Here is a 21294-nt window from a genome sequence, read left to right as displayed (position 1 = left end):
AGCCTGGTCACCAGCGTCGTGGGTGCCGATTGATTTAGCCTGGGCTCAATGCTGGAGCTGTCGTTCACCGCCGCCGACGTGGCGTACACGCGGTTCGCCTTCTCGCCGCTGTGGGAGGTCGTCGCGTCCGTCTGGGTGCTCAAAGGCGGCGCCGGGCACGACCTGCACGCGCCGTGGGCAGGTCAGGCGCGCGAGCGGCTCACGGGGTTCGACTGGCGGCTGCTCCACGACCTCGTGCCGACGCGGGTGATCCCCGGGTTCATCTGCCCGCCGCCCACCGCTCCCCTGCCAGAGCTGGCGGACGAGCTGGCGACCGTGCGCGCGACGCCTGCCGAGCAGGTCGCGCGGGAGGTGGCCGCGATTCCCGAGATCACCACCGTGCCGGACGCCGGGGAACTGGCCGACGTGATCCAGGAGTACTGGGACCGGGCGCTGGCGCCCTTCTGGCCGAGGGTGCGGGCGCTGCTCGAAGCCGACGTCCAGTACCGGGCCAGGAGACTGACCACCGGGGGCGCGTCCGCCCTGTTCGGCGACCTCAACCCCGCCGTGAGGTGGCGGGACGAGCGCCTTGTCATCGACCACCCGCGGGTGTCGGCCCGGCGGGGGCTGCGCGGCAAGGGCCTGCTGCTGGTGCCGTCGGCGTTCGTGTGGCCGAGGGTCTTCTCGATCACCGTGCCCGGCTGGCAGCCGACGCTGCGGTACCCGCCGCGCGGGATCGGGGAGCTCTGGACCCGGACGACCTCGCCGTCCTCCGCGCTGGTCGGCGTGTTCGGCGCGAGCCGTGCGCGGCTGCTCGCCGAGCTGGACAACCCCGCGTCCACCACCGAGCTCGCCGCGCGGACCGGGCTCACGGCAGGCGGGGTCAGCCAGCACCTCACCGCGCTGAAGGCGGCCGGGCTGGTGTCGGCACACCGGGTCGGGCGGTTCGTCCTCTACTCGCGGACCTCGGTGGCCGAGCAGCTGTTCGGGACCTGACTGTTCCGGGTATGACTGTCCGGACCCGACTGTCCCGGACATGACAGAAGGGGCGTCCCGCCCGCACGACGGAACGCCCCTTCCCGGGAAAGGTCTAGTCGGAGTTCAAGTAGTACAGCAGGCGCAGGATCTCCAGGTACAGCCACACCAGCGTGGTCATCAGGCCGAACGCGGCCAGCCACGCGTACTTGGACGGCATGCCCGTACGGATCATCTGGTCCGCCATGTCGAAGTCCAACAGGAAGTTGAACGCCGCGATGCCGATCACGATGATCGAGAAGATGATCGCCATGGTGCTGCCGTCACGCAGACCCATGTTGACGCCCAACAGCGACATGATCAGGTTGATCAGCATGAGGCCGGCGGCCGCGACCGTGGCACCGATGATCCACTTGGTCAGCTTCGGCGTGACGCGCACCGCGCCCGTCTTGTAGACGACGAGCATCACGATGAACACCAGCCCCGTACCGAGGATGGCCTGCAGCGCGATGCCGGGGACGAGCGCCTCGAAGACACCGGTGATGGCGCCGAGGAACACACCCTCCGCCGCCGAGTACCCGAGCACGAGGCCCGGCTTCGGCATCTGCTTGAAGATGATGACCAACGCCAGCACGAGGCCGACGATCAGGCCGCCGATCATCGGCGGGAACGGGCTGATGGTCTCGCTCAGCACCGCCACGGCCGTGATGACGCCGGTGATCAGCGCGAGGCCGAGCGTCAACGCGGTCTTGGTGACCACGTCGTCGACCGTCATCGGGCGCTCACCCGTGGTCGGCGGCGCCTGGTAGCCGCCGTATCCCGGCATGTTCGCCTGCGGCTGGGTCTGGAAGCCCGCGTAGCCGCCGCCGAACCCGCCCTGAGGCAAGTTCCGGAACGCGGGATTACTGGTAGAACGCACCTGTTCCTCCTGGGCCTGTTCTGGTCCTGCACCGGGTTCAACGCACAACCATGCCGGTCCGTTCCCGGCGAGTAAAAGTGACTTTACTCGGTTATGCGTGATCGTTATGCCCAACCCTGGGGGAACACTAACCGCCAACGACTCACCCGGCCCAGCGTCCCCCGGCTGGCGGGCTACTCTCCGTTAGCCTTACGGAGGATCACGGGAGGACGCCATGAGCCGGCGCTGGGGGCCGATCGTCACCGGAGTCGCGCTCGCACTGACCTTCCTGATCCTGCTGGTCCTCGGCACGCTCGGCCCGGACCGTCCCTCACGGACCGGGGAGGTCCCGGTCGCGCAGGGCAAGGCCGCGCCGCCGGACTGGATGCGCAAGCTCCGTGACGGTGAGAAGCCGCCGCAGTTCGTCCTCTTCTCCTTCGACGGCGCCGGGTCGCACGCGCACTGGCAGCGCGTCCTCCCGCTCGCGGAGAAGGTGAACGCGCACGTCACCGGCTTCCTGTCGGGCATCTACCTGCTGCCGGACCACCTGCGCGGCGAGTACGCGGGTCCCGGCCACGGGCGCGGGCGCGCGTCGATCAGCTTCGGCGGCACCGACGCCGAGGTCGCGACCCGCATCGACGACCTCAACACCGCGTACCAGCGGGGCCACGAGATCGGCACCCATTACAACGGGCACTTCTGCGCGGGCAACGAGCCAAGCGGCGGCCGGTGGACGACGGCCGACTGGACCTCCGAGCTCGACCAGTTCTTCTCGATCGTGCGCGGCGCGGCTGCCAGGGGGCTCGCGGTGCCGGAGAACGCGTTCAAGGGCGGCCGCGTGCCCTGCCTCGAGGGCGACCCGGACGAGTTCCTCCCCGCGGTCGGCGAGCGCGCCATGACCTACGACACCAGCGTCACCAGCGAGGGCATCGCGTGGCCGGAGCTGCGCGACGGCGTGTGGGAGTTCTGGGTGCCGGTGATCCGGGTGCCCGCGCTGTCGGGCAAGCGGGTGATCATGATGGACTACAACCTCTGGTACTCGCTGAACGGCGCGAAGGAGGAGCCCGGCCGCGACGCGGAGTTCACCTCGGTCACCCTCGACACGTACCGGGCCGCCTACCAGGCCGCGTACAACACCAACCGCGCGCCGCTGACGGTCGGGAACCACTTCAACGACTGGTCGGGTGGCGCGTTCAGCCGGGCGACGGAACAGTTCATGAACGAGGTGTGCGTGCGCCCCCAGACGGTGTGCGCCACGTACTCCGAAGTGATCGCGTGGATGAAACTGCAGGACCCCGAGGTCCTGGACACCTACCGGACGAAGCCGCACGCTCAGGTGTCGTAGCGGAAGGAGCTTCTCGATGGCGACCTACCTGGTGACCGGTGCGACCGGCCTGATCGGACGGCACTACGTCGCGGAGATCCTGGCCAGGCCCGACACCGAACGGGTGTGGGTGCTGGTGCGCGAGCGCTCCCAGGACCGCCTCGCCGACGTGGCACGCGACTGGCCTGCCGCGGAGAAGGCGCGCAACCTGATCGGTGACGTGCGGGCGGAGCGGCTCGGCATCGCCGACGAGCAGATCGCCGAGCTGACCGGCACCGTCGACCACCTCGTGCACCTCGCCGCGCTGTACGACATCGCGGCCGACGACGACGCGAGCATCGCCGCGAACGTCGACGGCACCAGGCACGTGCTCGACCTGGCCTGCGCGCTCGCCGTCGGCTGCCTGCACCACGTGTCGTCGGTGGCCGTCGCCGGTGACTACCGCGGCCGGTTCACCGAGGAGATGTTCGACGCGGGCCAGCGGCTCGTCACCCCGTACCACCGCACGAAGTTCGAGTCCGAGCGCCTGGTGCGGTCGCAAACCGAGGTGCCGTGGCGGATCTACCGGCCCGCGATCGTGGTCGGCAACTCGGTCACCGGCGAGATGGACAAGATCGACGGGCCGTACTACTTCTTCCCCGCGCTGCAGCGGCTGTCGGCGGTGCCGAGCGTGCCGGTGGTGTTCCCGGACATCGGCGGCACCAACATCGTGCCGGTCGACTACGTGGCGAAGGCCATGGCGCACCTGGTGACCGCGCCGGGGCTGGACGGGCACGCGTTCCACCTGGTCAACCCGTCGCCGCAGTCCGCACGCGAGGTCTACGACGCGTTCGCGAAGGCGGCGGGCGCACCGGTCTCGACCGTGGCGCTGGGCAAGGGCCTGGCGAAGCCGCTGGTCAACCTCGTGAAGCTGGCCGAGCACGTGCCGGGCGTGACGATCGCGCGGGACGCGGTGCTCGACCGGCTCGGGATCCCCCCGGTGCTGCTGACCACGCTCACGTTCGAACCGGTCTTCGACTCGACCGAGACCCGGCTCGCGCTCGCGAGCTCTGGTGTGGACGTGCCGCCGCTGGCGGACTACGCGGACGTCCTGTGGCGGTACTGGCGTGAGCACCTCGACCCCTTCCGGGCGCGCAGGCACGGCCAGCGCGGTGAGCTGGACGGCAGGCGCGTGGTGATCACGGGTGCCTCGTCGGGCATCGGGCGGGCCACCGCGCTGAAGGTCGCCGAGGCCGGTGGCGTGCCGCTGCTGGTGGCGCGCAGGCAGACCGAGCTGGAGGAGGTCCGCGCCGAGATCGCCGCGGCGGGCGGGCACGCGTACGTGTACCCGTGCGACCTCACCGACGACGAGTCGGTGGCGAAGACCGTCGAGCGGATGCTGGTGGAGCAGCCGGGCATCGACATGCTGGTGAACAACGCGGGCCGGTCGATCCGCCGGTCCGTCCAGTTGTCCTACGACCGCATGCACGACTACGAGCGCGCGATGGCGATCAACTACTTCGGTGCCGTGCGGCTGATCCTCGCGCTGATGCCGCACATGATCGAGCGCCGGTTCGGGCACGTCGTGAACGTGTCGTCGATCGGCGTGCAGGGCATCGCGCCGAGGTTCTCCGCGTACGTGGCGTCGAAGGCGGCGCTGGACTACTTCTCCAAGATCGTCGCGACGGAGACCCACGGCGCGGGCATCACGTTCACCACCGTGCACATGCCGCTGGTCAGGACCCCGATGATCCGCCCGACCAAGATCTACGACGCGTTCCCGACGAAGTCCGCGGAACAGGCGGCGGACATGGTGATGGAGGCACTGCTCGAGCGCCCGAAGCACATCGGCACGCCGACGGGCAGGATGATCTCCGCCGCGTACACGGTGGCCCCGGGCCTGGTCGACGCGATCGCCTACCAGGGCTACCGGATCTTCCCCGACTCGACGGCCGCAGGCGGCTCCGGCCGGATGAAGATCGGCAAGGGTGACCGCCACCTCGGCGCGGCGGCCATGGCACTGGCCCGCCTGACGAGGGGCTTCCACTGGTGACCTTGTCTACATAGGACTGACGACAACCAGATCTGTTGCGGGACGTGGTCATCCGAGTACGGTTCCACCATGGCAGCTGTCGATGACCGCGACCCGGCAGGCTTCACCGTGGTGCGCCACGGTTTCGACCGTGAACAGGTCAGACAGCGCATGGACGAGCTGGCCGCGGCGCTGGAACGCGTCGCATCGGAACGCGAAGAGGCGGCGGCACAGGCGGCGGAGTTGCGCGGTGAGCTGGAGATCGCCCGCCGCGAGATAGCCGCACTGGGAGACCGCCTCGACAACCAGGGCGACGAGCAGAGCGGCGCGCGGATGCTGGCGATCGCGAAGGCGCAGGCAGCCGAGGTGACCGCCAGGGCGAAGGTCGCGGCGGAACAGACCTGGTCGGCGACGGAGAAGGCATCGTCGGAACTGCGCGACCACTACCGCGCCCTGCTCCGCTCCCTGGACGAGCAACACGTGGAACTGACGCGCACGCGCAAGTCGATGATGGCGTCGGCGAAGGCGAAGGTGGAGGAGATGACCACCGAGGCGGAACGCCGCCAGGAGGCCATCGACAAGGCCGCGGAACGCGACCGCATCCGGATCGACCGGGAGTTCTCCGAGTCGATGGCCGCCAAACGCGATGCCCTCCGCCGAGAACTGGACAAGGCCAGGTCGGACTGCGACCGGGAGGTCACCGCCCGCCTGACCGCCGCCGACGAGGAGGCCCGCCGCCGGGTCGACTCGGTGACGGCGGAGGTGCGGAAGCTGACGGCCGTGCGTGAGCAGCTGAGCAACCGCCTCCGCGAGACGAAGAAGCTGCTGGACGTGAGCACGTCGCTGATGGAACCCGTGGAGGGCGAGGCGGAGGAGCCCACCACGTCCGCTCCGCCCGCTGCTGCCGAGGAGAAGGGCAAGGAAGCCGTTCCCCCGCAACGGCAACCCGCGAAACGCTGACGCTGTCGGCGGACAGACCCGCGGAGGCGGGTCTGTCCGCGCGGGCTCAGGCCATCCCGTAGACCCGGTCCACCGGGATCCGGACCACCAACCGCTGATCCGCCACCATCGCGGCCCGGTACTCGTCCCAGTCCGGGTGTTCCCCCGCGACAGCCCGGTACAACTCCACCAGCTCGTCCACCGCGGGGTCGTCCGCGGCAGCGGCCACCGCCGACAACGAAGCCACGCCCTCAGCCACGACGTAGGACCGGAAATCCGGCGCACAGACGTAGAAACTGGCCCGGGGATCCCGTTGCAGGTTCTTCGTCTTCGCCCGGCCCGCGGTCACCGACACCCGGACCACCCCGTCGGCGAAGGCGTAACTCACGTTGGACAGCTGCGGCCGTCCGTCCCGCTTCACCGTGGTCAGCACACCCTGATGCCGCTCCCCGAGCAGCGCAAGCAGTCGCTCTTCCATACCGCCATCGTGCAACCTCGACCAAACCTGAGATCAAGCGGCCCGCGCGGACTCCGACGCACACGTCTGCAAGATCAGCGACGCCACCTCCGACGGCGAGTCGATCATCGGCACGTGGCCGGCGCCCGGCAGCCACACGTGCCGGGCCCTCGGCAGCAGCTCGGCGGCCCGCCTGGCCTGGCGCGGCCACAGGATCCGGTCCCGCGTCCCCCACGCCACCGTCACCGGCACGGTCGGCGGTGGCGACGCGTACACGTAGTCCCGCCCCGCCGCCGCGACCAGGTCGAACGCCGACGCGCCCACCATCGACGCCAGGTCGGCCAGCATGATCTCCGCCGTCATCCGCGACGGGTGCCCGTACAGCAGGCAACCGGCGGCCATCCGGAAGAGCCGGTTGCGGAGGAGCGGCGCGAGCAGCCACGACGGCGACCGCCCCGACATCCTGATCATCGACAGCACCCGCAGCGCCCACGCCCGGTCCCGGGGAGTCCAGAACCCCGCGGGAGCCAGGGCCGTCGCCGAGGTCACCAGGCCCCGCGACGCCAGCTCGAGACCGATCACCGCCCCCAGCGAGTTCCCCGCCACGTGCGGACGGCCGAGCCCCATGTCCTCGAAGATGTCGGCGCACGCCTGCACCGCGCTCGCCATGTCGTAGCCGCGGCCGTCCGGCAGCAGCGGCGACCTGCCGAAGCCGGGCAGGTCCACCGCGATGACGTCGTGCTGGGCCGTCAGCGCGTCGAGCACCGGCTCCCAGGCCTGCCAGCGGTGCCCGATGCCGTGGAGCAGCACCAGCGGGCTGCCGTTCCCCCGCCGCTCGAACGCGACCTCGATGGGCTGCCGGGCCATCCGTCACCTCCACGTTGAGTGTTACCGCGATTAACAGTAACTCAGTACTCGTCGTGAAGTCGCCACCAACTTCCCGGGGCGTCGGTGCCCCGGCCCGACTCCTCCCACTCCTCATGCCTGCCCATCGGGGTCAGGTCCAGGTAACGGAGGGTGCCGACCAGCAGGTCACCGCCGCGCCCGGTCGTGTAGTACGTCCGGTACACGTCGTCACCGTCGCGCAGGAACACGCTCACACCGAAGCCGTGCCCGGCGCCGCAGTCGGCCGTGAACGTCGACCCGTGCGTCGAGTACCAGGGCATGGTCCAGCCCATCCGCTGCCGGAACGGCTCGCTCTCCTCGAGCGGCGCCGGTGCGGTCACCACGAGTGTCACGTCGCGGTTGTTCAGGGCCTCGTGGCGCACCGGCATGTTGTCCACCAGGAACGCGCAGCCGGAGCACCGGTGCGGGTCGCCCGGGAACATCATGTAGTGGTACGTGATCAGCTGGCGGCGGCCGTCGAACAGGTCCAGCAGGCTCGCCTCGCCGTCGACCGACCGGAACACGTACGACGTGTCCCACCGGACCATCGGCAGGCGGCGGCGCTGCGCGTTCACCTTGTCCAGCGCCCGCAGCGCGGCCTTCTCCTCGACCAGCAGGCTCTCCCGTGCCGCCGCCCACTCCTCCTGCGACACGACCTCGGGCAGCGCGGCGCTCATGACCGCAACCACTCGGGCATGGCGGCCGGGTACCGCGTCGTGAAGTCGACGACGCCGACCCAGTCGGGGCGGACCGCGATGCGCTCCATGAGCACGTCCCGCGCCCGCAGTTCGGCGAAGTACGCGTCCGCCGCCTCGGCGGGCATGCCCGCACGCATGTACGTCTCGTACTCCGGCACCATGCCGCGGACCTCGGTGACCACCGCGTCGCCGCGGACGGACAGCACCTCGGGCTGCTGCTCGTCGGTGTCGATGGTGAGCGCCACCCTCGGGTTGGCGCGCAGCGCGCGGCCGCGGGCGGACGGCGCGAAGCCGCCCATCACGATCTCCTCGCCGGTCCAGTGGAACGAGACCGGCACGACCCTCGGGGTGCCGTCCTGCGCCACGTACGCGAGCCGCAGCGGGCTCAGGGCCGCCAGCCTCCGCTGGGCGACGTCGGTGCTGAGCAAGCGGATGTCGCCTTGCGCCAGCCGGTCGTCCAGCCGGCTGTGCACTGTGTCCGTCACAGTGTTCATGGTGTGCTCTCCTTGAGGTGTGCGGCGAGGTCGGCGAAGCACTCCTGCCAGCCGCCGACGTGGCTGTCGCGTTCGGCGACCGTGCGGAAGATCGCCTGGTGGAAGGTCATCTCGGTCTTGCCGTCGCGGTCGGTGAACGTGACGGTGACGAGGGTGTCGTGCTCGCGGGTGCCCTTCGGCTCCTCCCACGAGAAGCTGAACACCAGCCGTTCCGGCGGCACGATCTCCTGGTAGACGCCACTGGACCAGTACTCGACCGCACCGTCGGTGATACAGGTCCGCCACCTGCCCCCCTCCTCGAGCCGGACCGTGCACGACGAGGCGTGGAAGCCCTTGGGGCCCCACCACTTCGCGAGGTGGTCGGGGTTCGTCCAGACCTCGAAGACGAGCTCACGCGGCGCGTCGAACAACCGGGTGATGGTCAGGTCGGTCATGAGTTCTTCCTCTTGTTCTGCAGTTCGCGGAGGTGGTCGTCCATCCGGTCGAAACTGTCCTCCCAGAACCGGCGGTACTCGGCCAGCCAGCCGGTCACCTCCTTCAGCGGAGCGGCGTCCAGCCGGCACGGCCGCCACTGCGCGGTGCGCGTCCGCGTGATCAGCCCGGCGTGCTCGAGGACCTTCAGGTGCTTCGAGACCGCCGGGAGGCTCATCGCGAACGGCTCGGCCAGCTCGGTGACCGTCGCCTCGCCGTCCGCGAGCCGCGCCAGGATGGCGCGGCGGGTGGGGTCCGCCAGCGCGGCGAACGTCGTGCTCAGATGATCCATCGTGCTCAACCGTCCGGTTAATTAACCTACAGGTTGAATATAGCGCGGCTGTCAACCCGCCGGGTTAGCGCTTTCCTGGTCGCGGAACGCGATCGTTCATGTGTCCACCGTGTTCACACGCACTCTCACCTGCATGGATGCAAACGTTCCCACAAAAAGCACGCGAAATGGGACCACACTGCGTGTCAGTGCAATTGCTGGGAGTCGCGAAGAACGGGCGAGAAAGGTGAGAATCGCTGTGCCCCCGACCGGATTCGAACCGGCACTCCACCCCTTTTAAGGGGGCTGCCTCTGCCAGTTGGGCTACGGGGGCAGCCGCAGCCTAGGACGTGATCACGTGGCTACGGACGGGTTTTCGGAAAATCCTGCCGCTGGACCAATCCGCGATACGCCAGTTGGCTCTACCCGTCCTGGACTGGGTAAGGCTACCTGGCGGTGTCTGTCGAAAACGCGCTAGTCAGCTTCGCGACACGCGATCGAACTCGGCTCGCGGATTGTTGATCTGGCCCATCGAGATGACCTCGCGGCGTAACAGTCCACTCAGTAACCAGTCGGCTACTACGCGGAATTTCCGGTTGAACGTGGGGACCCGCGCGACGTGATAGCCGCGGTGCATGCCCCACGCGATGAAGCCCTTGGCCTTGACGTTGTAGACGTCCGCGACGCCCTTGTGCAGGCCGAGGCTCGCCACCGAGCCGACATTCTTGTGGAAGTAATCCCGTGGCTGCTTGTCACGCAGCACGGACACGATGTTCTTGGCCATCTGGTTGGCCTGGCGGACCGCGTGCTGCGCGTTCGGGGCGCACAGCGCACTCGGGTCCTCTTCGATGCGCGACAGGTCCGGCACGGCCGCGTTGTCACCGGCGGTCCACACGTCCGGCAGGCCCTCGACCTGCAGCGTGGGCGTCGCCTTGAGGCGGCCGCGCTCGTCGAGCGGCAGGTCCGAAGTGGCCAGTACCGGGTTGGCCTTCACGCCTGCGGTCCAGACGATCGTGTCGCTGTCGAACTCGGTGCCGTCGGAGAGGATCACGTGCCCGTTCTCGAACGACTTCGCGAGCGTGGACAGGTAGACCTCGATGCCGCGCTTCTCCAGCTGCAGCACCGTGTAGACGCCGAGGCTCTCGCGGACCTCCGGCAGGATCCGGCCCGCCGCCTCGACCAGCACCCACCGCAGGTCAGACGGCTCGATGTTCTCGTAGTACCTGGTCGCGAACCGGGCCATGTCCTCGAGCTCGGCCAGCGCCTCGATGCCGGCGAACCCGCCGCCGACGAACGTGAACGTCAGCAGCTTGCGGCGCAGTTCCTGGTCCACTGTGCTCGCCGCGGCGTCCAGCTTGGACATCACGTGGTTGCGCAGGAAGATGGCCTCGCCGATGGTCTTGAACGCGATGCCCTGCTCCGCGAGACCCGGGATCGGCATCAGGCGGGCCACCGAGCCGAGCGCCACGACGAGGATGTCGAACCCGACCTGCTCCGTGTGGCCGTCGGGTGCCTCGATCTCGACGCACTTGTCGGCGTGGGAGATCTTCGTGACGCGCGCGGTCAGCACGTGGCAGCGCTTGAGCGTCTTGCGCAGCGGCACGACCACGTGGCGCGGCTCGATCGCACCAGCCGCGGCCTCCGGCAGGAACGGCTGGTAGGTCATGTGGGGCTGCGGGTCGATGACGGTCACGGACGCCTCGTTGCCCTTGAGCTTCCGCTGGAGTCCCAGAGCCGCGTACAGGCCGACGTAGCCGCCGCCCAATATCACGATCCGCTTCGGTTGCGAAAGTCCTCGCGCCATATCTCCATGGTGTCACCCGGACCTGCCGCACGCCCAGCGCCCCGCCTGTGACAGTCCTCGCTGTGGTGCCCCACACACCTATTTCACACGCTGGCGCCACACGACGACCAGCACGACACCCGCCAGCCCGGCCAGGCCGAGCACCTCGACGACCGGGTGCGTCCGCCCGGTCGGCAGCAGCGCGACCAGCACCACCACCGCCGCGGTCACCGCCTGGACCAGCAGGAAGCGCAGCGCGGTCGACCGCAGCGCACGCAGGTGCACCCGCCCGGACGCGGGCAGCACGCCCGCGAGCCCGCACGCCACGTGGAACAGGTGCACGAGCGGGATCATGACCAGCACCTCGGCCCGCAGCGGGTCCTCTCCCGCGAGCGCGAGCAGCACCGCGACCACGACGATCACCGCCGCGGGCGCGGGCGACGCAGGCGCGTAGGCCGACGCCAGCACGGCGGGCAGCAGCAGGAACAGCGTGCCGATCGTGATGCCCTCCTGCAGCGGCACGACCACGATCGCGGCGCCTGCCAGGAGGATCACGACGCGGAGCAGGGCGGCGGGTACTCCCCTGCCGAGTTCCAGCGCGTCCGGTCTCATCGCCGCCGCCCCCTCGTCCGGCGCAGGATCGCGGCGACCTGGCCGCCCGCGCCGTCGTGGCCCCACGGGACCACGACCACACCGTGCCCGGCCATGGCACGCAGGCGCATCGCGTGCTCGGCCCGCACGATCGACACCACCGCCGCGCCCCACGGTGTCGTCCGGTCCGCCGCCAGCTCGGCGGGCATCAGGTCCACGGCCAGCACCACCCTGCCGCGGCGGGTGAGCCGCACGGTCACGTCGACCAGCTGGTCGTCGAGGAACGGCGACAGCACTACGACCGTCGCGCCCGGCGGCACCTGCGCGTGGTTGAGCACCGGGTCGCCGCTGCCTTCCACCCGGCGGGCGGTGTGCACGAGCTGGTGGCGGATCCGCTGGAGCTGCCGGTGGCCTGCCCCCGCCGGCACGCCGCCCCTCGGGTGGCCGAGGTCGATGAGCCCGACGCGGTCGCCGTTGCGCAGGTACGCCGCGGCGATCGAGGCCGCCGCGCGGACCCCGAGGTCGAGGCTGCCGCCCTGCCGCACGTCCGTGCCGACCGGGTGGGCGTTCCACTCGGCGACCTCACGGGCCACGTCGAGGCGGGTGTCGAGCGCCAGGATGAGGTCCGCGTCGGCCTCGGCGTGCCGCTCGCGGACGTGCAGAGCCTGGGGCACGAGCGCGCCGCCCACGGCGGCGGAGGTCCGCAGCGTCACCCGCCAGTCGATACGGCGTAGCCGGTCTCCTGGCTGGAACGGGCGGATGTCCCGCAGCTCCATGCCGTCACCGGCGCGGGTGGAGCGGTGCGCGCCGACGAGCCCGGCCGCGCGCGGCGGCAGCGGCCCCGGCACGAGCGGCTCGATGGGCGGCAGGACCGTGTGCCGCGCGGCGACGCCGACGACCGGGCCGAACACGTGCAGCCCGTCGTGGCTCGCGAACAGGTAGTCCGGGCGCAGGTAGATGCCCTGGCCCCAGGCGTTCCACGCGAGCCTCGTCCGCACCTCGCCGTCGGCGGCGGGCAGCAGGTGCACCGGGCCGACACCCGGAGTCGTCGACAGGGGCATCCGCAGGGCGCTGAGCACGGCGCCCTCCCCCGGCTTCACGGTCACGCCGACCACCGCGTCCAGGCCGGCGTCGACGGTGTCGGGACCCCGCGCGGACGTGACCGACGGGGTGCCGGACGGGGTCTTCGTGAGCAGCAGGCCGACCACCAGCGGCAGCCCCATCAGCGCGAGCTCGACGCGGTGCATCACCAGGCCGACGAGCATCAGCCCTGCCCCGCAGACCAGTGCGCGGACCAGCGCGTCGGTGCGCCGCCAGCCCTGGAGGCGGACCGCGCGGCGGGCCAGGAACCAGGCGACGGCCTTGGGTTCGCGGATCCGCGTCGGCGCCCCGGTCGTCATGGCCGGTCCGGCCGCGTGGTCGCCGGGCCGGGCACCTGGCCCAGCAGCTCGGTCACGACCTGCATGGCGGTCACGCCGGAACTCCACGTCTCCGGCCGCAGCGTCAGCCGGTGCGCGAGCGCGGCGACCGCGCACTCCTTCACGTCCTCCGGCAGCACGTACTCGCGGCCGTCCAGCACCGCGATGGCCCGTCCCACCAGCAGCAACGCCTGCGAACCACGGGGTGAGGCGCCGACCTCGACCGAGCGGTGCGTGCGGGTGGCACCGGCCAGGTCGACGCAGTAGCGCAGCACGTCGTCGTCGACGGCGACCCGTTCGAGCGCGGCCTGCAGCTCGGCGAGCCGGGCCGCGTCGATGACCGGCGCCAGCACGGTCTCCTCGCGCTGCCTGGCGAGGCGGCGGCGCAGCACCTCGGCTTCCTCGTCGGCGGGCGGGTAGCCGATGTCCAGGCGCAGCAGGAACCGGTCGAGCTGGGCTTCCGGCAGCGGGTAGGTGCCCTCGTACTCGACCGGGTTGGAGGTGGCGAGGACGTGGAACGGGCGCGGCAGGCCGAACGTGCGGCCCTCGACGGTGACCTGCTTCTCCTGCATGGCCTCCAGCAGCGCGGCCTGCGTCTTCGGCGGCGTGCGGTTGATCTCGTCGGCGAGCAGCAGGCCCGCGAACACCGGGCCTTCGCGGAAGCTGAAATCGCGCTCGGTGGGGTCGTAGACGAACGAGCCGGTGATGTCCGCCGGCTGCAGGTCGGGGGTGCACTGGATGCGCTTGAACTCCAGGCCGAGCGCCTGCGCGAGGCAGCGCGCCATGAGCGTCTTGCCGAGCCCGGGAACGTCCTCGAACAGCACGTGCCCGCCCGCCAGCACGGCGGCCAGCGCGAGCCGCAACGTCCGGTCCCGGCCGACGACGACCTGGCCGACGGCGGACAGGACCGCGTCGGCCTCGGTACGGATGTCGGTGGTGGTCAGCGTCGTCACAGTTCCTCCAGGCGCCGCATCAGCACGGCGAACGTCTTCGGCGGTGGCAGTTGGGCGTCCTTGGCGGTGAGCAGCCGGTGCAGGTCGGTGCCGAGGCGTTCCCGCGCGTGCGGCGTGTCCAGGTCCTGGCCGAGCGTGGACTGCGCGATCCGGCGCAGGCGCGGCCGCACACGGGACGTGAACCGGTACGGGTCGATGGCGGAGCGTTCCAGCCGCTCGGTCAGGAACGTGGCGTGCAGGGTGACGCTCGCGGTGGGCGGGTCCGGCTCCGCGGTCCAGTCGGCGTCGAAGGTGCCCGCGAGGAGACAGCCCGCGAGCGTGAGCACGGCGGCGGGCAGCGCGATCAGCAGCGCCCAGCCCCACGGCACCGACATGGCGTAGATGGCGACCCCGACCACCGCCGCCGCGACGACGACCGCGAACAGCGCGGCACGTTTGAGGGTCATCGGATGGTGGCCAGGATCCGGTCGAGCGCGGCACGCGCCCGGGTCGCGCCGTCGTCGTCGACAGTGCCGCTGGTGCCGGTGCCGAACCTGGCGCGCTGGTAGAGGGTGCGCAGCTCACGCAGGGCCGCCTCGTCGGCTTTCTCCTCCGCCAGCAACGCGACGGTGAACTCGGTGGCCGTCTCGTGCGGTGCCCGTTTGTGCTCGGCCGCGTTCTCGAGGATCACCCAGGCCTCGATCACGGCGTCGCGGGGCGCGCCGCCTTCGCGCGCGAGGACGTCACGCGCGTGCCGGACGGCCTCCTTGAGCCGGAAGCGCGGCACGCCGTCGACGGTGCCCTCGACGGCCTCGACCACGTGGCCGACACCCAGCCTGCGGCGCGTGCGCCACCAGCTGAGCACGGACATCACGATGGCCAGCACGAAGAGGATCACCACCAACGCGACGACCACCTTGGCGAGCGTCTCCGGGTCCCCCGGCGAGGACAACGGCCCGTTGCCGGGAACCGAGCCGCGGTCGCTTGAGATCGAGGGCAGCCCCCGACCGATCGACACGTCGTTGATCGAGCTGGGCACAGGCGAAGCCCCCCGCGCCGCGACGACAACGAGCAGCAACGCCGCGGCGGCGAACAGCAAAACCGGCCGTTTGCCCCCCATGACAGGACAGCATGCCGGACACCGCGTGTATCGCGCGAGGTTTGCCCGGATCGGGTCTAGCCGGTGACAGCGCCGAGACGTGCCGGAGTCAGTCCCACGGCCGGATCCACGGGGACGAGCAACGTCGGCTGGTCACGGCGGCGGAGGAACCGGTCCTTCGCGCCGGGACGCAGCTCGAAGTCATCGTCGAACCAGACGAGCGGCCGCCCGTACGCGAACCGGCCGACGGCGGGGAACTTCCAGTCCGGGCCGGTGTCGGCGTGCGGCCCCGCGAAGGTGACGGTGGGCAGTGGCGGCAGGCCGAGGGCCTTGCCTGCGAGGGTGTTCGCGTCGTCGGCCCAGCTGGAGGCCCAGACCAGGTCAGCGCAAGTGGCCAGCGCTCGGAGTGCGTGGCCGTGTGCGGGTGACAACCACGCTTTCCTGGTCCGCCACCGGTGTTCGGCGTAGCCCGGTGGGCAGGCGGGCGCCGCCCACGGGTTGAGCACCCCGTCGATGTCGAGGAACAGCAGGGGTTTCACGCGTCATCCACCTTGTGCCCGACTTCGAGGGAGAACCTCCCGAGCCGCACCGTGAACGGTCGGCCTGAGCGGATGAGCTGGCCACGCGTGAACTCCCGGACCACGACCACGGTCCATGCGAGAAACAACCCGAAACCAATTACCGACGGCCAGGATCCTGCCCACATCTCGTACCTCCGTCCAGCACCTGGCGGTGCTCTGAACGGACAAACGCCCTACTCCGCCACGAAGCCGACGGTCGAAGGGCTGCACTCAGTACAACGGGCGGCCCCAACGCACAGTTCCCGCGCATGGTGACCCAACCCACCCTGTTCCGGCGGGGGACGCGTCGCGTTATTTGTTGCGCTGGTCTGTGGTGGTTGGCGTCGGTCTCGTTGCTGGTGCCCCCTTGATCCGGTGTGATCGGGCTTCGCCAGGTCGACGGGATGGCAGACAGCAGACGTGTGGTGGACTTGCGTCCGGCTCACTCCACGCCCGCGATGTCTTTCGCGGCTGTCAGGACGGCTTCCACCATCGCCGGGGTGAGTCTGCCGGTGAACGTGTTCTGCTGGCTCACGTGGTAGCAGCCCAGCAGCGTCAGCGGCGCGGGTCCCGCCAGGGCCACGGTCACCCCGTGCCCGAACTTCGGCCGCGGTACCGGGATCCGCCACCCCGCCGCCGACAGGACCGGCAGCAGTGCCTGCCAGCCGAACGCGCCGAGCACCACGATCACCCGCAGCGTCGGCGCCAGCAGCGACAGCTCCTCCGCGAGCCACGGCCTGCAGTTGTCGCGTTCGGACGGGGTTGGCTTGTTCTCCGGCGGGGCGCACTTCACGGGCGCGGTGATCCGCACGCCGTACAGCTCGAGGCCGTCGCCGATGTGGGTCGACGTCGGCTGCGACGCGAGGCCCACCGCGTGCAGTGCGGCGTACAGGACATCGCCGGAGCGGTCGCCGGTGAACATGCGGCCCGTGCGGTTCGCGCCGTGAGCGGCCGGGGCCAGGCCGACGATCGCGATCGACGCGTCCGCGGGGCCGAAGCCGGGGACCGGGCGCCCCCAGTAGTCCCAGTCGGCGAAGGACGCGCGTTTCACCCGCGCCACCTCCTCCCGCCATTCGACGAGGCGGGGACAGCGGCGGCAGGTGGTGACTCGGTGATCCAGATCCGCGAGGTCGGGCACCCCGCCAAGCTTGCCAAACCACATAGGGTGCGGCCATGGCAGACACACAGGACGAGGACCGCACCCCGCCGGAACCGACCGACGACCTCGTCACCACTTCACACACGCTCACCACCGGCCGCGGCAAGCTCGACTACACGGCCACGACCGGCCGCGTCGTGCTGCGCAAGGAGGTGCTCACCGACGGCAAGTTCGACGGGCACCTGCCCGGGGCCGAGGTGTTCGTCACCGCGTACACGCTCGACGACGCCGACCCCGCGACCCGGCCGGTGACGTTCGCGTTCAACGGCGGCCCCGGCTCGTCCAGCGTCTGGCTCCACCTCGGGCTGTTCGGCCCGCGCCGCGTCGTGTCCGGGGACGCCGGGGCGCTCGAGCCGCCGCCGTACGGCGTGGTCGACAACGCGGAGTCCCTGCTGGCGCACAGCGACGTGGTGTTCATCGACCCCGTCGGCACCGGCTACTCGCGGGCCGCGAAGAGCGAGAAACCCGCCGACTACCACGGTTTCGAGGCCGACATCGAGTCCGTCGGCGAGGTCATCCGCCTGTGGACGACGCGCAACGGCCGGTGGCTGTCGCCGAAGTTCGTCGCGGGCGAGTCGTACGGGACCACCCGCGCGGGCGGGCTCGCGCAGCACCTGCAGCAGCGGCACGGCATGTACCTCAACGGGCTGATCCTCGTCTCCGCGGTGCTGGACTTCGGTTCGCTGGACTTCACCACCGGCAACGACCTGCCGTACGTGACGTTCCTGCCGACCTACGCCGCGATCGCGCACTACCACGGCCTGCACGGTGACCGTCCGCTCGCCGACGTGCTCGCCGACGCGGAGGAGTTCGCGAACCGCGACTACCCGTGGGCGCTCGCACAGGGCAGCCGGCTGTCCGAAGAGGACCGTGCGGCGGCGGTGGCCAGGTTCGCCGCACTCACCGGCCTTTCCGAGGACTACGTCGACCGCGTCGACCTGCGCGTCGAGCACGTCCGGTTCTACACAGAGCTGCTGCGCGACCGCAGGCAGGTCGTCGGCAGGCTCGACGGCCGGTTCACCGGCTGGGACCCCGACTACGGCCGCGAGCACTGGGAGGACGACCCGTCGTTCACCGCGCTGAAGGGCGCGTACACGGCCGCGCTCAACCACTACGTGCGCACGGAACTGGAGTACCCGAACGACCTGCCGTACGAGATCCTCAGCATGGCGGCCGCGGAAGGCTGGTCCTACAAGGAGTTCGAGAACTCCCACGTCACGGTGACCGACAAGCTCGGCGCCGCGATGCGCGCCAACCCGCACCTGAAGGTCCACGTGGCGTCGGGCTACCACGACGGCGCGACACCGTACTTCGCGACCGAGCACGTGCTGGCCCACCTGCAGCTGCCTGCTGACCTGCGGTCGAACATCGAGGTCGCCTACTACGAGGCGGGGCACATGATGTACGCCCACGAACCGTCGCGCATCAAGCAGTCGAACGACATCGCGGAGTTCATCCGCTCGGCGTCGAACCGGTAGGCCCAGGAGCGGTCGTCACGCATGGCGACCGTCCACTCGGCACCTTCGGACCCCGCGGTCACGAGAACGGGCCGCCGTGCGCGAAACGCACGGCGGCCCGCTGTCAGAGCTACAGGTACCGGCGACCCAGGGTCACCGCGGCCCAGGCGTCCACGTTGCCGTTGCCGTAGAAGCCGTTGAACTGCTCGTCACCCGCGCACGTGGCCGTGAACGAGTCGTCCCGGCCCTCGTCGGAGTAGTCGACCGTGCGCGGGGTCGGGCACGGTCGGTCGAACGCGGTCTCCTCGAGCACGCGTTGCACGTCGTCCGGGTCCATGCCGGCCTTGCCGCCGCGGAACTTGCCGTACTCCGACACGATCAGCGCCGCCACGCCCGTCGCGTGGGGGGACGCCATCGACGTGCCCTGCAGGAACTGGTAGTAACCGCAGTCCGCGCCACGGCACGCCTTCTGCACGCCCAGCTCGACCCCGTCCGGCGTGACCTCACCGGTCGCCGGGTCGATCGTGCCCTCCGCGACACCGACGTTCTTCGGGTACGTCGAGAGGATCATGTTCTCGTTCGTCATGAAGCGCTCGGTACCGAAACCGTCGCGGTAGTAGCCACCCGGAGCGGACACCGAGATCTGCTCCAGGCCGTAGCTGGAGTAGTCGGCCTTCGCGCCGGTCGGCCCGTACGCGGACACGCCGATCGTGTGCGGGCCCTCGACCGGCATCACGAGGCAGGACTCGTTGTCGATCACGCGGTCGTGCTGGCTGCCCACCGGGAAGTTCGGGCTCCCCGGGTCGTCGTGCGGAGCACCGTTGTCCTCGTGGTTGTTGCCGAGCGACACCACCTGGGTGACGCCCTTGCGGTGCGCGTAGTCCAGCGCGCGGGTCATCGCCTTGACCGCCGTGCGCTGCTGCACCTGCTGCTCGGGCGTGTCCGCCGGGTTCGACTGGCAGTTGTACAGCCACGGGTCCACGTAGAACGACATGTTCACCACGTCGAGCCCGGCGTCACCGGCGTAGGTGAGCGCGTCGACCACCGGCTGCAGGAAGAAGTAGCCGGAGTCCTGTCCACCACGGATGTTCACAATGGACACTCCCGGTGCGACACCGGAGATGCCGAAACCGTTCGCGGCGGCGGCGATGGTGCCCGCCACGTGGGTGCCGTGCCCGCCGTCGTCCCAGTTGGCCGGGTCGACGCAGCCGCGGAACTCGCACGGGCCGTCGACGGCGTTGCCGTTCTCGTCGGCCGGGATGTCGTGGGTGAAGTTGCGGGACAGCTTCGTGTCGAAGTTCGGCGCGATGTCGGGGTGGGAGCCGTCGACACCCGTGTCGAGGACGCCGACCTTCACCCGCCGGTCCCCCGGCTGCTCGGTGCGCGCGAGGTCCGACCGGACCGAGGTGAGGCCCCACAGCTGCCCGTCGAGCGGGTCCATCCCCGCAGGCGCCGGCTTGCGCTCGCCGTGGCGGCCGTGGCCGCGGTTCTCCTTCTCGACCTCGTCCTGGTCGACGGCCCTGCGCCCGTCCGGACTGTGTCCGATCGCGACGGTGCGACTGGTGTAGAGCACGTCCGGCACCGACGCCAGCCGGTCGGTGAAACCGTTCTCCGGCGCGTACGCGGTCAGCAGCCCGGCCGCCGCGTTGCTGCGCGTCACCGTGCCACCGGCGGCCTCGACAGCTCTCTCCACCGCACGCACACCGACACCGTCGGCCGCGAGCACGCTGTACTCGACGTTCCTACCGGACAGCTCCGGCTGCGCCGCCGCCGTCGGTGCGGCGACCACCGCCGCGCCGAGCACCACCGGCAGCGTCAGGACCCACTTCCGTTTCACGCACTTCCTCCTCGCCGAGAACGATCGTCAGGGCACGACCGATCTTTCCTCAGCGAAGTGACACGCGCTCGGATGCCCCCCGCCACGGGGCTCCAGCTCGGGTACCTCCTGCGCGCAGATCTCCTGCGCTTTCCAGCACCTGGTGCGGAAACGACACCCGGATGGCGGATCGACCGGGCTCGGTACGTCACCCTCAAGACGGATGACCTGTCGCTGCCCGCGCACGGTCGGATCGGCCACCGGCACCGCCGACAGCAACGCCTGCGTGTACGGGTGCATGGGGTGGTTGTAGATCTCTTCCTCGGTGCCGATCTCCACGACCTTGCCGAGGTACATCACCGCCACCCGGTCGGAAAGGTGCCGCACCACGGACAGGTCGTGCGCGATGAACACATAGGACAGTCCGAACTCGGACTGCAGGTCCCCCAACAGGTTCATCACCTGCGCCTGGATGGACACGTCCAAAGCGGACACCGGCTCGTCGCAGATGATCACGTCCGGCCGCAGTGCCAGCGCGCGGGCGATGCCGATGCGCTGCCGCTGCCCGCCGGAGAACTGGTGCGGGTACCGGTTGAGGTGCTCCGGGTTGAGCCCGACCACGTCGAGCAGCTCCCGCACCTTGCCCGCCCGCGAACCTTTCGGCGCCACTTCCGGGTGAATTTCGAACGGTTCACCGACGATGTCGCCGACGGTCATGCGCGGGTTGAGCGACGTGTACGGGTCCTGCAGCACGATCTGGATGCTGCGCCGCAGCTTCCGCAGCTCCGCGCCACGCATCGCGAAGATGTCGCGGCCGTTGAACCGGGCCGTGCCGCTGGTCGGCGGCTCGAGGCGCATCAGCACCTGCGCGAGCGTCGACTTGCCGCAGCCGGACTCGCCGACCACGCCGAGCGTCTCACCCTTGTTCAGGTCGAACGACACACCGTCGACCGCACGCACCTGCCCGACCGTGTGCTTGAACAGCACCCCGACCCGCACCGGGAAGTGCTTGACCAGGTCGCGAACCTCGAGAATCGGCTCAGTGCCAGGATTTTCGCTCCGCAAGCTCCGCTCAGT

At 70.3% G+C, this 21294-nt stretch carries 22 protein-coding genes and 1 tRNA gene; 5 read left to right on the top strand and 18 right to left on the bottom strand.

What is annotated here, in order from left to right; translation table 11 throughout:
• Nucleotides 1-48 precede the first annotated feature (48 nt).
• Nucleotides 49-975, top strand: coding sequence for an ArsR/SmtB family transcription factor (locus FHR82_RS36935; RefSeq protein ID WP_184815280.1), 927 nt, complete (start codon nucleotides 49-51; stop codon nucleotides 973-975).
• A 94-nt stretch (nucleotides 976-1069) separates the two neighbouring features.
• Here the strand turns inward: FHR82_RS36935 and FHR82_RS36930 are convergent, their stop codons facing one another.
• Entirely contained in the window at nucleotides 1070-1873 is an 804-nt protein-coding gene (locus FHR82_RS36930; RefSeq protein WP_184815279.1) for a Bax inhibitor-1/YccA family protein, read from the bottom strand.
• Nucleotides 1874-2087: 214 nt separating this feature from the next.
• On the opposite strand from FHR82_RS36930, the gene FHR82_RS36925 reads away from it, so the two are divergent.
• The 3 genes from FHR82_RS36925 (at nucleotide 2088) to FHR82_RS36915 (ending at nucleotide 6147) form a co-directional block, all read left to right on the top strand.
• Nucleotides 2088-3197, top strand: coding sequence for a polysaccharide deacetylase family protein (locus FHR82_RS36925; protein ID WP_184815278.1), 1110 nt, complete (start codon nucleotides 2088-2090; stop codon nucleotides 3195-3197).
• 16 nt (nucleotides 3198-3213) lie between these two features.
• Nucleotides 3214-5208, top strand: a complete 1995-nt coding sequence (locus tag FHR82_RS36920) for an SDR family oxidoreductase (protein WP_184815277.1) — start codon at nucleotides 3214-3216, stop codon at nucleotides 5206-5208.
• A 69-nt stretch (nucleotides 5209-5277) separates the two neighbouring features.
• Nucleotides 5278-6147 (top strand): coiled-coil domain-containing protein, encoded by an 870-nt coding sequence (locus FHR82_RS36915; protein WP_184815276.1) that lies wholly within the window; start codon nucleotides 5278-5280, stop codon nucleotides 6145-6147.
• A gap of 46 nt (nucleotides 6148-6193) precedes the next feature.
• Here FHR82_RS36915 and FHR82_RS36910 read toward each other — a convergent pair whose 3' ends face one another.
• The 15 genes from FHR82_RS36910 to FHR82_RS36840 form a co-directional block, all read right to left on the bottom strand.
• On the bottom strand, nucleotides 6194-6604 hold the full coding sequence (locus FHR82_RS36910) for a PPOX class F420-dependent oxidoreductase (RefSeq protein ID WP_184815275.1): 411 nt from the start codon (nucleotides 6602-6604) through the stop codon (nucleotides 6194-6196).
• A gap of 33 nt (nucleotides 6605-6637) precedes the next feature.
• Entirely contained in the window at nucleotides 6638-7450 is an 813-nt protein-coding gene (locus FHR82_RS36905; RefSeq protein WP_184815274.1) for an alpha/beta fold hydrolase, read from the bottom strand.
• 41 nt (nucleotides 7451-7491) lie between these two features.
• Nucleotides 7492-8145: a DUF899 domain-containing protein gene (locus FHR82_RS36900; RefSeq protein WP_184815273.1), complete on the bottom strand. Its 654-nt coding sequence runs from the start codon at nucleotides 8143-8145 to the stop codon at nucleotides 7492-7494.
• Complete coding sequence (locus FHR82_RS36895; protein ID WP_184815272.1) at nucleotides 8142-8660, bottom strand: pyridoxamine 5'-phosphate oxidase family protein; 519 nt, start codon at nucleotides 8658-8660, stop codon at nucleotides 8142-8144. Before FHR82_RS36895 ends, FHR82_RS36900 begins: the two co-directional genes overlap by 4 nt.
• Nucleotides 8657-9094: an SRPBCC domain-containing protein gene (locus tag FHR82_RS36890; RefSeq protein ID WP_184815271.1), complete on the bottom strand. Its 438-nt coding sequence runs from the start codon at nucleotides 9092-9094 to the stop codon at nucleotides 8657-8659. The genes FHR82_RS36895 and FHR82_RS36890 overlap by 4 nt, the downstream gene beginning before the upstream one ends.
• Nucleotides 9091-9423: an ArsR/SmtB family transcription factor gene (locus tag FHR82_RS36885; protein WP_184815270.1), complete on the bottom strand. Its 333-nt coding sequence runs from the start codon at nucleotides 9421-9423 to the stop codon at nucleotides 9091-9093. The genes FHR82_RS36890 and FHR82_RS36885 overlap by 4 nt, the downstream gene beginning before the upstream one ends.
• A 239-nt stretch (nucleotides 9424-9662) precedes the next feature.
• Nucleotides 9663-9736, bottom strand: a tRNA-Leu gene (locus FHR82_RS36880).
• Between the two features lie 144 nt (nucleotides 9737-9880).
• Entirely contained in the window at nucleotides 9881-11206 is a 1326-nt protein-coding gene (locus tag FHR82_RS36875; RefSeq protein ID WP_184815269.1) for an NAD(P)/FAD-dependent oxidoreductase, read from the bottom strand.
• A gap of 78 nt (nucleotides 11207-11284) precedes the next feature.
• On the bottom strand, nucleotides 11285-11797 hold the full coding sequence (locus tag FHR82_RS36870) for a hypothetical protein (protein WP_184815268.1): 513 nt from the start codon (nucleotides 11795-11797) through the stop codon (nucleotides 11285-11287).
• Nucleotides 11794-13176 carry a DUF58 domain-containing protein gene (locus tag FHR82_RS36865; RefSeq protein WP_184815267.1) on the bottom strand — a complete coding sequence of 461 codons (1383 nt, stop codon included), beginning with the start codon at nucleotides 13174-13176 and terminating at the stop codon, nucleotides 11794-11796. Before FHR82_RS36865 ends, FHR82_RS36870 begins: the two co-directional genes overlap by 4 nt.
• Nucleotides 13173-14147 carry an AAA family ATPase gene (locus FHR82_RS36860; protein ID WP_184815266.1) on the bottom strand — a complete coding sequence of 325 codons (975 nt, stop codon included), beginning with the start codon at nucleotides 14145-14147 and terminating at the stop codon, nucleotides 13173-13175. Before FHR82_RS36860 ends, FHR82_RS36865 begins: the two co-directional genes overlap by 4 nt.
• Nucleotides 14144-14593, bottom strand: coding sequence for a hypothetical protein (locus tag FHR82_RS36855; RefSeq protein ID WP_184815265.1), 450 nt, complete (start codon nucleotides 14591-14593; stop codon nucleotides 14144-14146). Before FHR82_RS36855 ends, FHR82_RS36860 begins: the two co-directional genes overlap by 4 nt.
• Nucleotides 14590-15246, bottom strand: coding sequence for a DUF4129 domain-containing protein (locus FHR82_RS36850; protein WP_184815264.1), 657 nt, complete (start codon nucleotides 15244-15246; stop codon nucleotides 14590-14592). The genes FHR82_RS36855 and FHR82_RS36850 overlap by 4 nt, the downstream gene beginning before the upstream one ends.
• Nucleotides 15247-15302: 56 nt before the next feature.
• A complete protein-coding gene (locus tag FHR82_RS36845) occupies nucleotides 15303-15764 on the bottom strand; it encodes an HAD domain-containing protein (RefSeq protein ID WP_184815263.1) in 462 nt (153 codons plus the stop codon).
• 463 nt (nucleotides 15765-16227) lie between these two features.
• Complete coding sequence (locus tag FHR82_RS36840; RefSeq protein WP_184815262.1) at nucleotides 16228-16947, bottom strand: uracil-DNA glycosylase; 720 nt, start codon at nucleotides 16945-16947, stop codon at nucleotides 16228-16230.
• A gap of 11 nt (nucleotides 16948-16958) precedes the next feature.
• On the opposite strand from FHR82_RS36840, the gene FHR82_RS36835 reads away from it, so the two are divergent.
• Nucleotides 16959-18422, top strand: coding sequence for a S10 family peptidase (locus FHR82_RS36835; RefSeq protein WP_184815261.1), 1464 nt, complete (start codon nucleotides 16959-16961; stop codon nucleotides 18420-18422).
• A 109-nt stretch (nucleotides 18423-18531) separates the two neighbouring features.
• Here FHR82_RS36835 and FHR82_RS36830 read toward each other — a convergent pair whose 3' ends face one another.
• Both FHR82_RS36830 and FHR82_RS36825 read right to left on the bottom strand, forming a co-directional pair.
• Nucleotides 18532-20238 carry a S8 family peptidase gene (locus FHR82_RS36830; RefSeq protein ID WP_184815260.1) on the bottom strand — a complete coding sequence of 569 codons (1707 nt, stop codon included), beginning with the start codon at nucleotides 20236-20238 and terminating at the stop codon, nucleotides 18532-18534.
• A gap of 27 nt (nucleotides 20239-20265) precedes the next feature.
• Nucleotides 20266-21282, bottom strand: a complete 1017-nt coding sequence (locus FHR82_RS36825; protein WP_184815259.1) for an ABC transporter ATP-binding protein — start codon at nucleotides 21280-21282, stop codon at nucleotides 20266-20268.
• Nucleotides 21283-21294: the final 12 nt, after the last annotated feature.

Source organism: Actinophytocola algeriensis (assembly GCF_014203735.1).
Lineage (GTDB): Bacteria > Actinomycetota > Actinomycetes > Mycobacteriales > Pseudonocardiaceae > Actinophytocola > Actinophytocola algeriensis.
The sequence above is the reverse complement of the archived record's forward strand: the minus strand, read 5'-3'. Positions and strand labels throughout refer to the sequence as shown.

What these genes read in the sequence shown, in the direction of transcription:
- FHR82_RS36935 (WP_184815280.1), top strand. Translation starts at nt 49, where the DNA reads ATGCTGGAGCTGTCGTTCACCGCCGCCGACGTGGCGTACACGCGGTTC.
- FHR82_RS36925 (WP_184815278.1), top strand. Translation starts at nt 2,088, where the DNA reads ATGAGCCGGCGCTGGGGGCCGATCGTCACCGGAGTCGCGCTCGCACTG.
- FHR82_RS36920 (WP_184815277.1), top strand. Translation starts at nt 3,214, where the DNA reads ATGGCGACCTACCTGGTGACCGGTGCGACCGGCCTGATCGGACGGCAC.
- FHR82_RS36915 (WP_184815276.1), top strand. Translation starts at nt 5,278, where the DNA reads ATGGCAGCTGTCGATGACCGCGACCCGGCAGGCTTCACCGTGGTGCGC.
- FHR82_RS36910 (WP_184815275.1), bottom strand. Translation starts at nt 6,604, where the DNA reads ATGGAAGAGCGACTGCTTGCGCTGCTCGGGGAGCGGCATCAGGGTGTG.
- FHR82_RS36905 (WP_184815274.1), bottom strand. Translation starts at nt 7,450, where the DNA reads ATGGCCCGGCAGCCCATCGAGGTCGCGTTCGAGCGGCGGGGGAACGGC.
- FHR82_RS36900 (WP_184815273.1), bottom strand. Translation starts at nt 8,145, where the DNA reads ATGAGCGCCGCGCTGCCCGAGGTCGTGTCGCAGGAGGAGTGGGCGGCG.
- FHR82_RS36895 (WP_184815272.1), bottom strand. Translation starts at nt 8,660, where the DNA reads ATGAACACTGTGACGGACACAGTGCACAGCCGGCTGGACGACCGGCTG.
- FHR82_RS36890 (WP_184815271.1), bottom strand. Translation starts at nt 9,094, where the DNA reads ATGACCGACCTGACCATCACCCGGTTGTTCGACGCGCCGCGTGAGCTC.
- FHR82_RS36885 (WP_184815270.1), bottom strand. Translation starts at nt 9,423, where the DNA reads ATGGATCATCTGAGCACGACGTTCGCCGCGCTGGCGGACCCCACCCGC.
- FHR82_RS36875 (WP_184815269.1), bottom strand. Translation starts at nt 11,206, where the DNA reads ATGGCGCGAGGACTTTCGCAACCGAAGCGGATCGTGATATTGGGCGGC.
- FHR82_RS36870 (WP_184815268.1), bottom strand. Translation starts at nt 11,797, where the DNA reads ATGAGACCGGACGCGCTGGAACTCGGCAGGGGAGTACCCGCCGCCCTG.
- FHR82_RS36865 (WP_184815267.1), bottom strand. Translation starts at nt 13,176, where the DNA reads ATGACGACCGGGGCGCCGACGCGGATCCGCGAACCCAAGGCCGTCGCC.
- FHR82_RS36855 (WP_184815265.1), bottom strand. Translation starts at nt 14,593, where the DNA reads ATGACCCTCAAACGTGCCGCGCTGTTCGCGGTCGTCGTCGCGGCGGCG.
- FHR82_RS36850 (WP_184815264.1), bottom strand. Translation starts at nt 15,246, where the DNA reads ATGGGGGGCAAACGGCCGGTTTTGCTGTTCGCCGCCGCGGCGTTGCTG.
- FHR82_RS36840 (WP_184815262.1), bottom strand. Translation starts at nt 16,947, where the DNA reads ATGTGGTTTGGCAAGCTTGGCGGGGTGCCCGACCTCGCGGATCTGGAT.
- FHR82_RS36835 (WP_184815261.1), top strand. Translation starts at nt 16,959, where the DNA reads ATGGCAGACACACAGGACGAGGACCGCACCCCGCCGGAACCGACCGAC.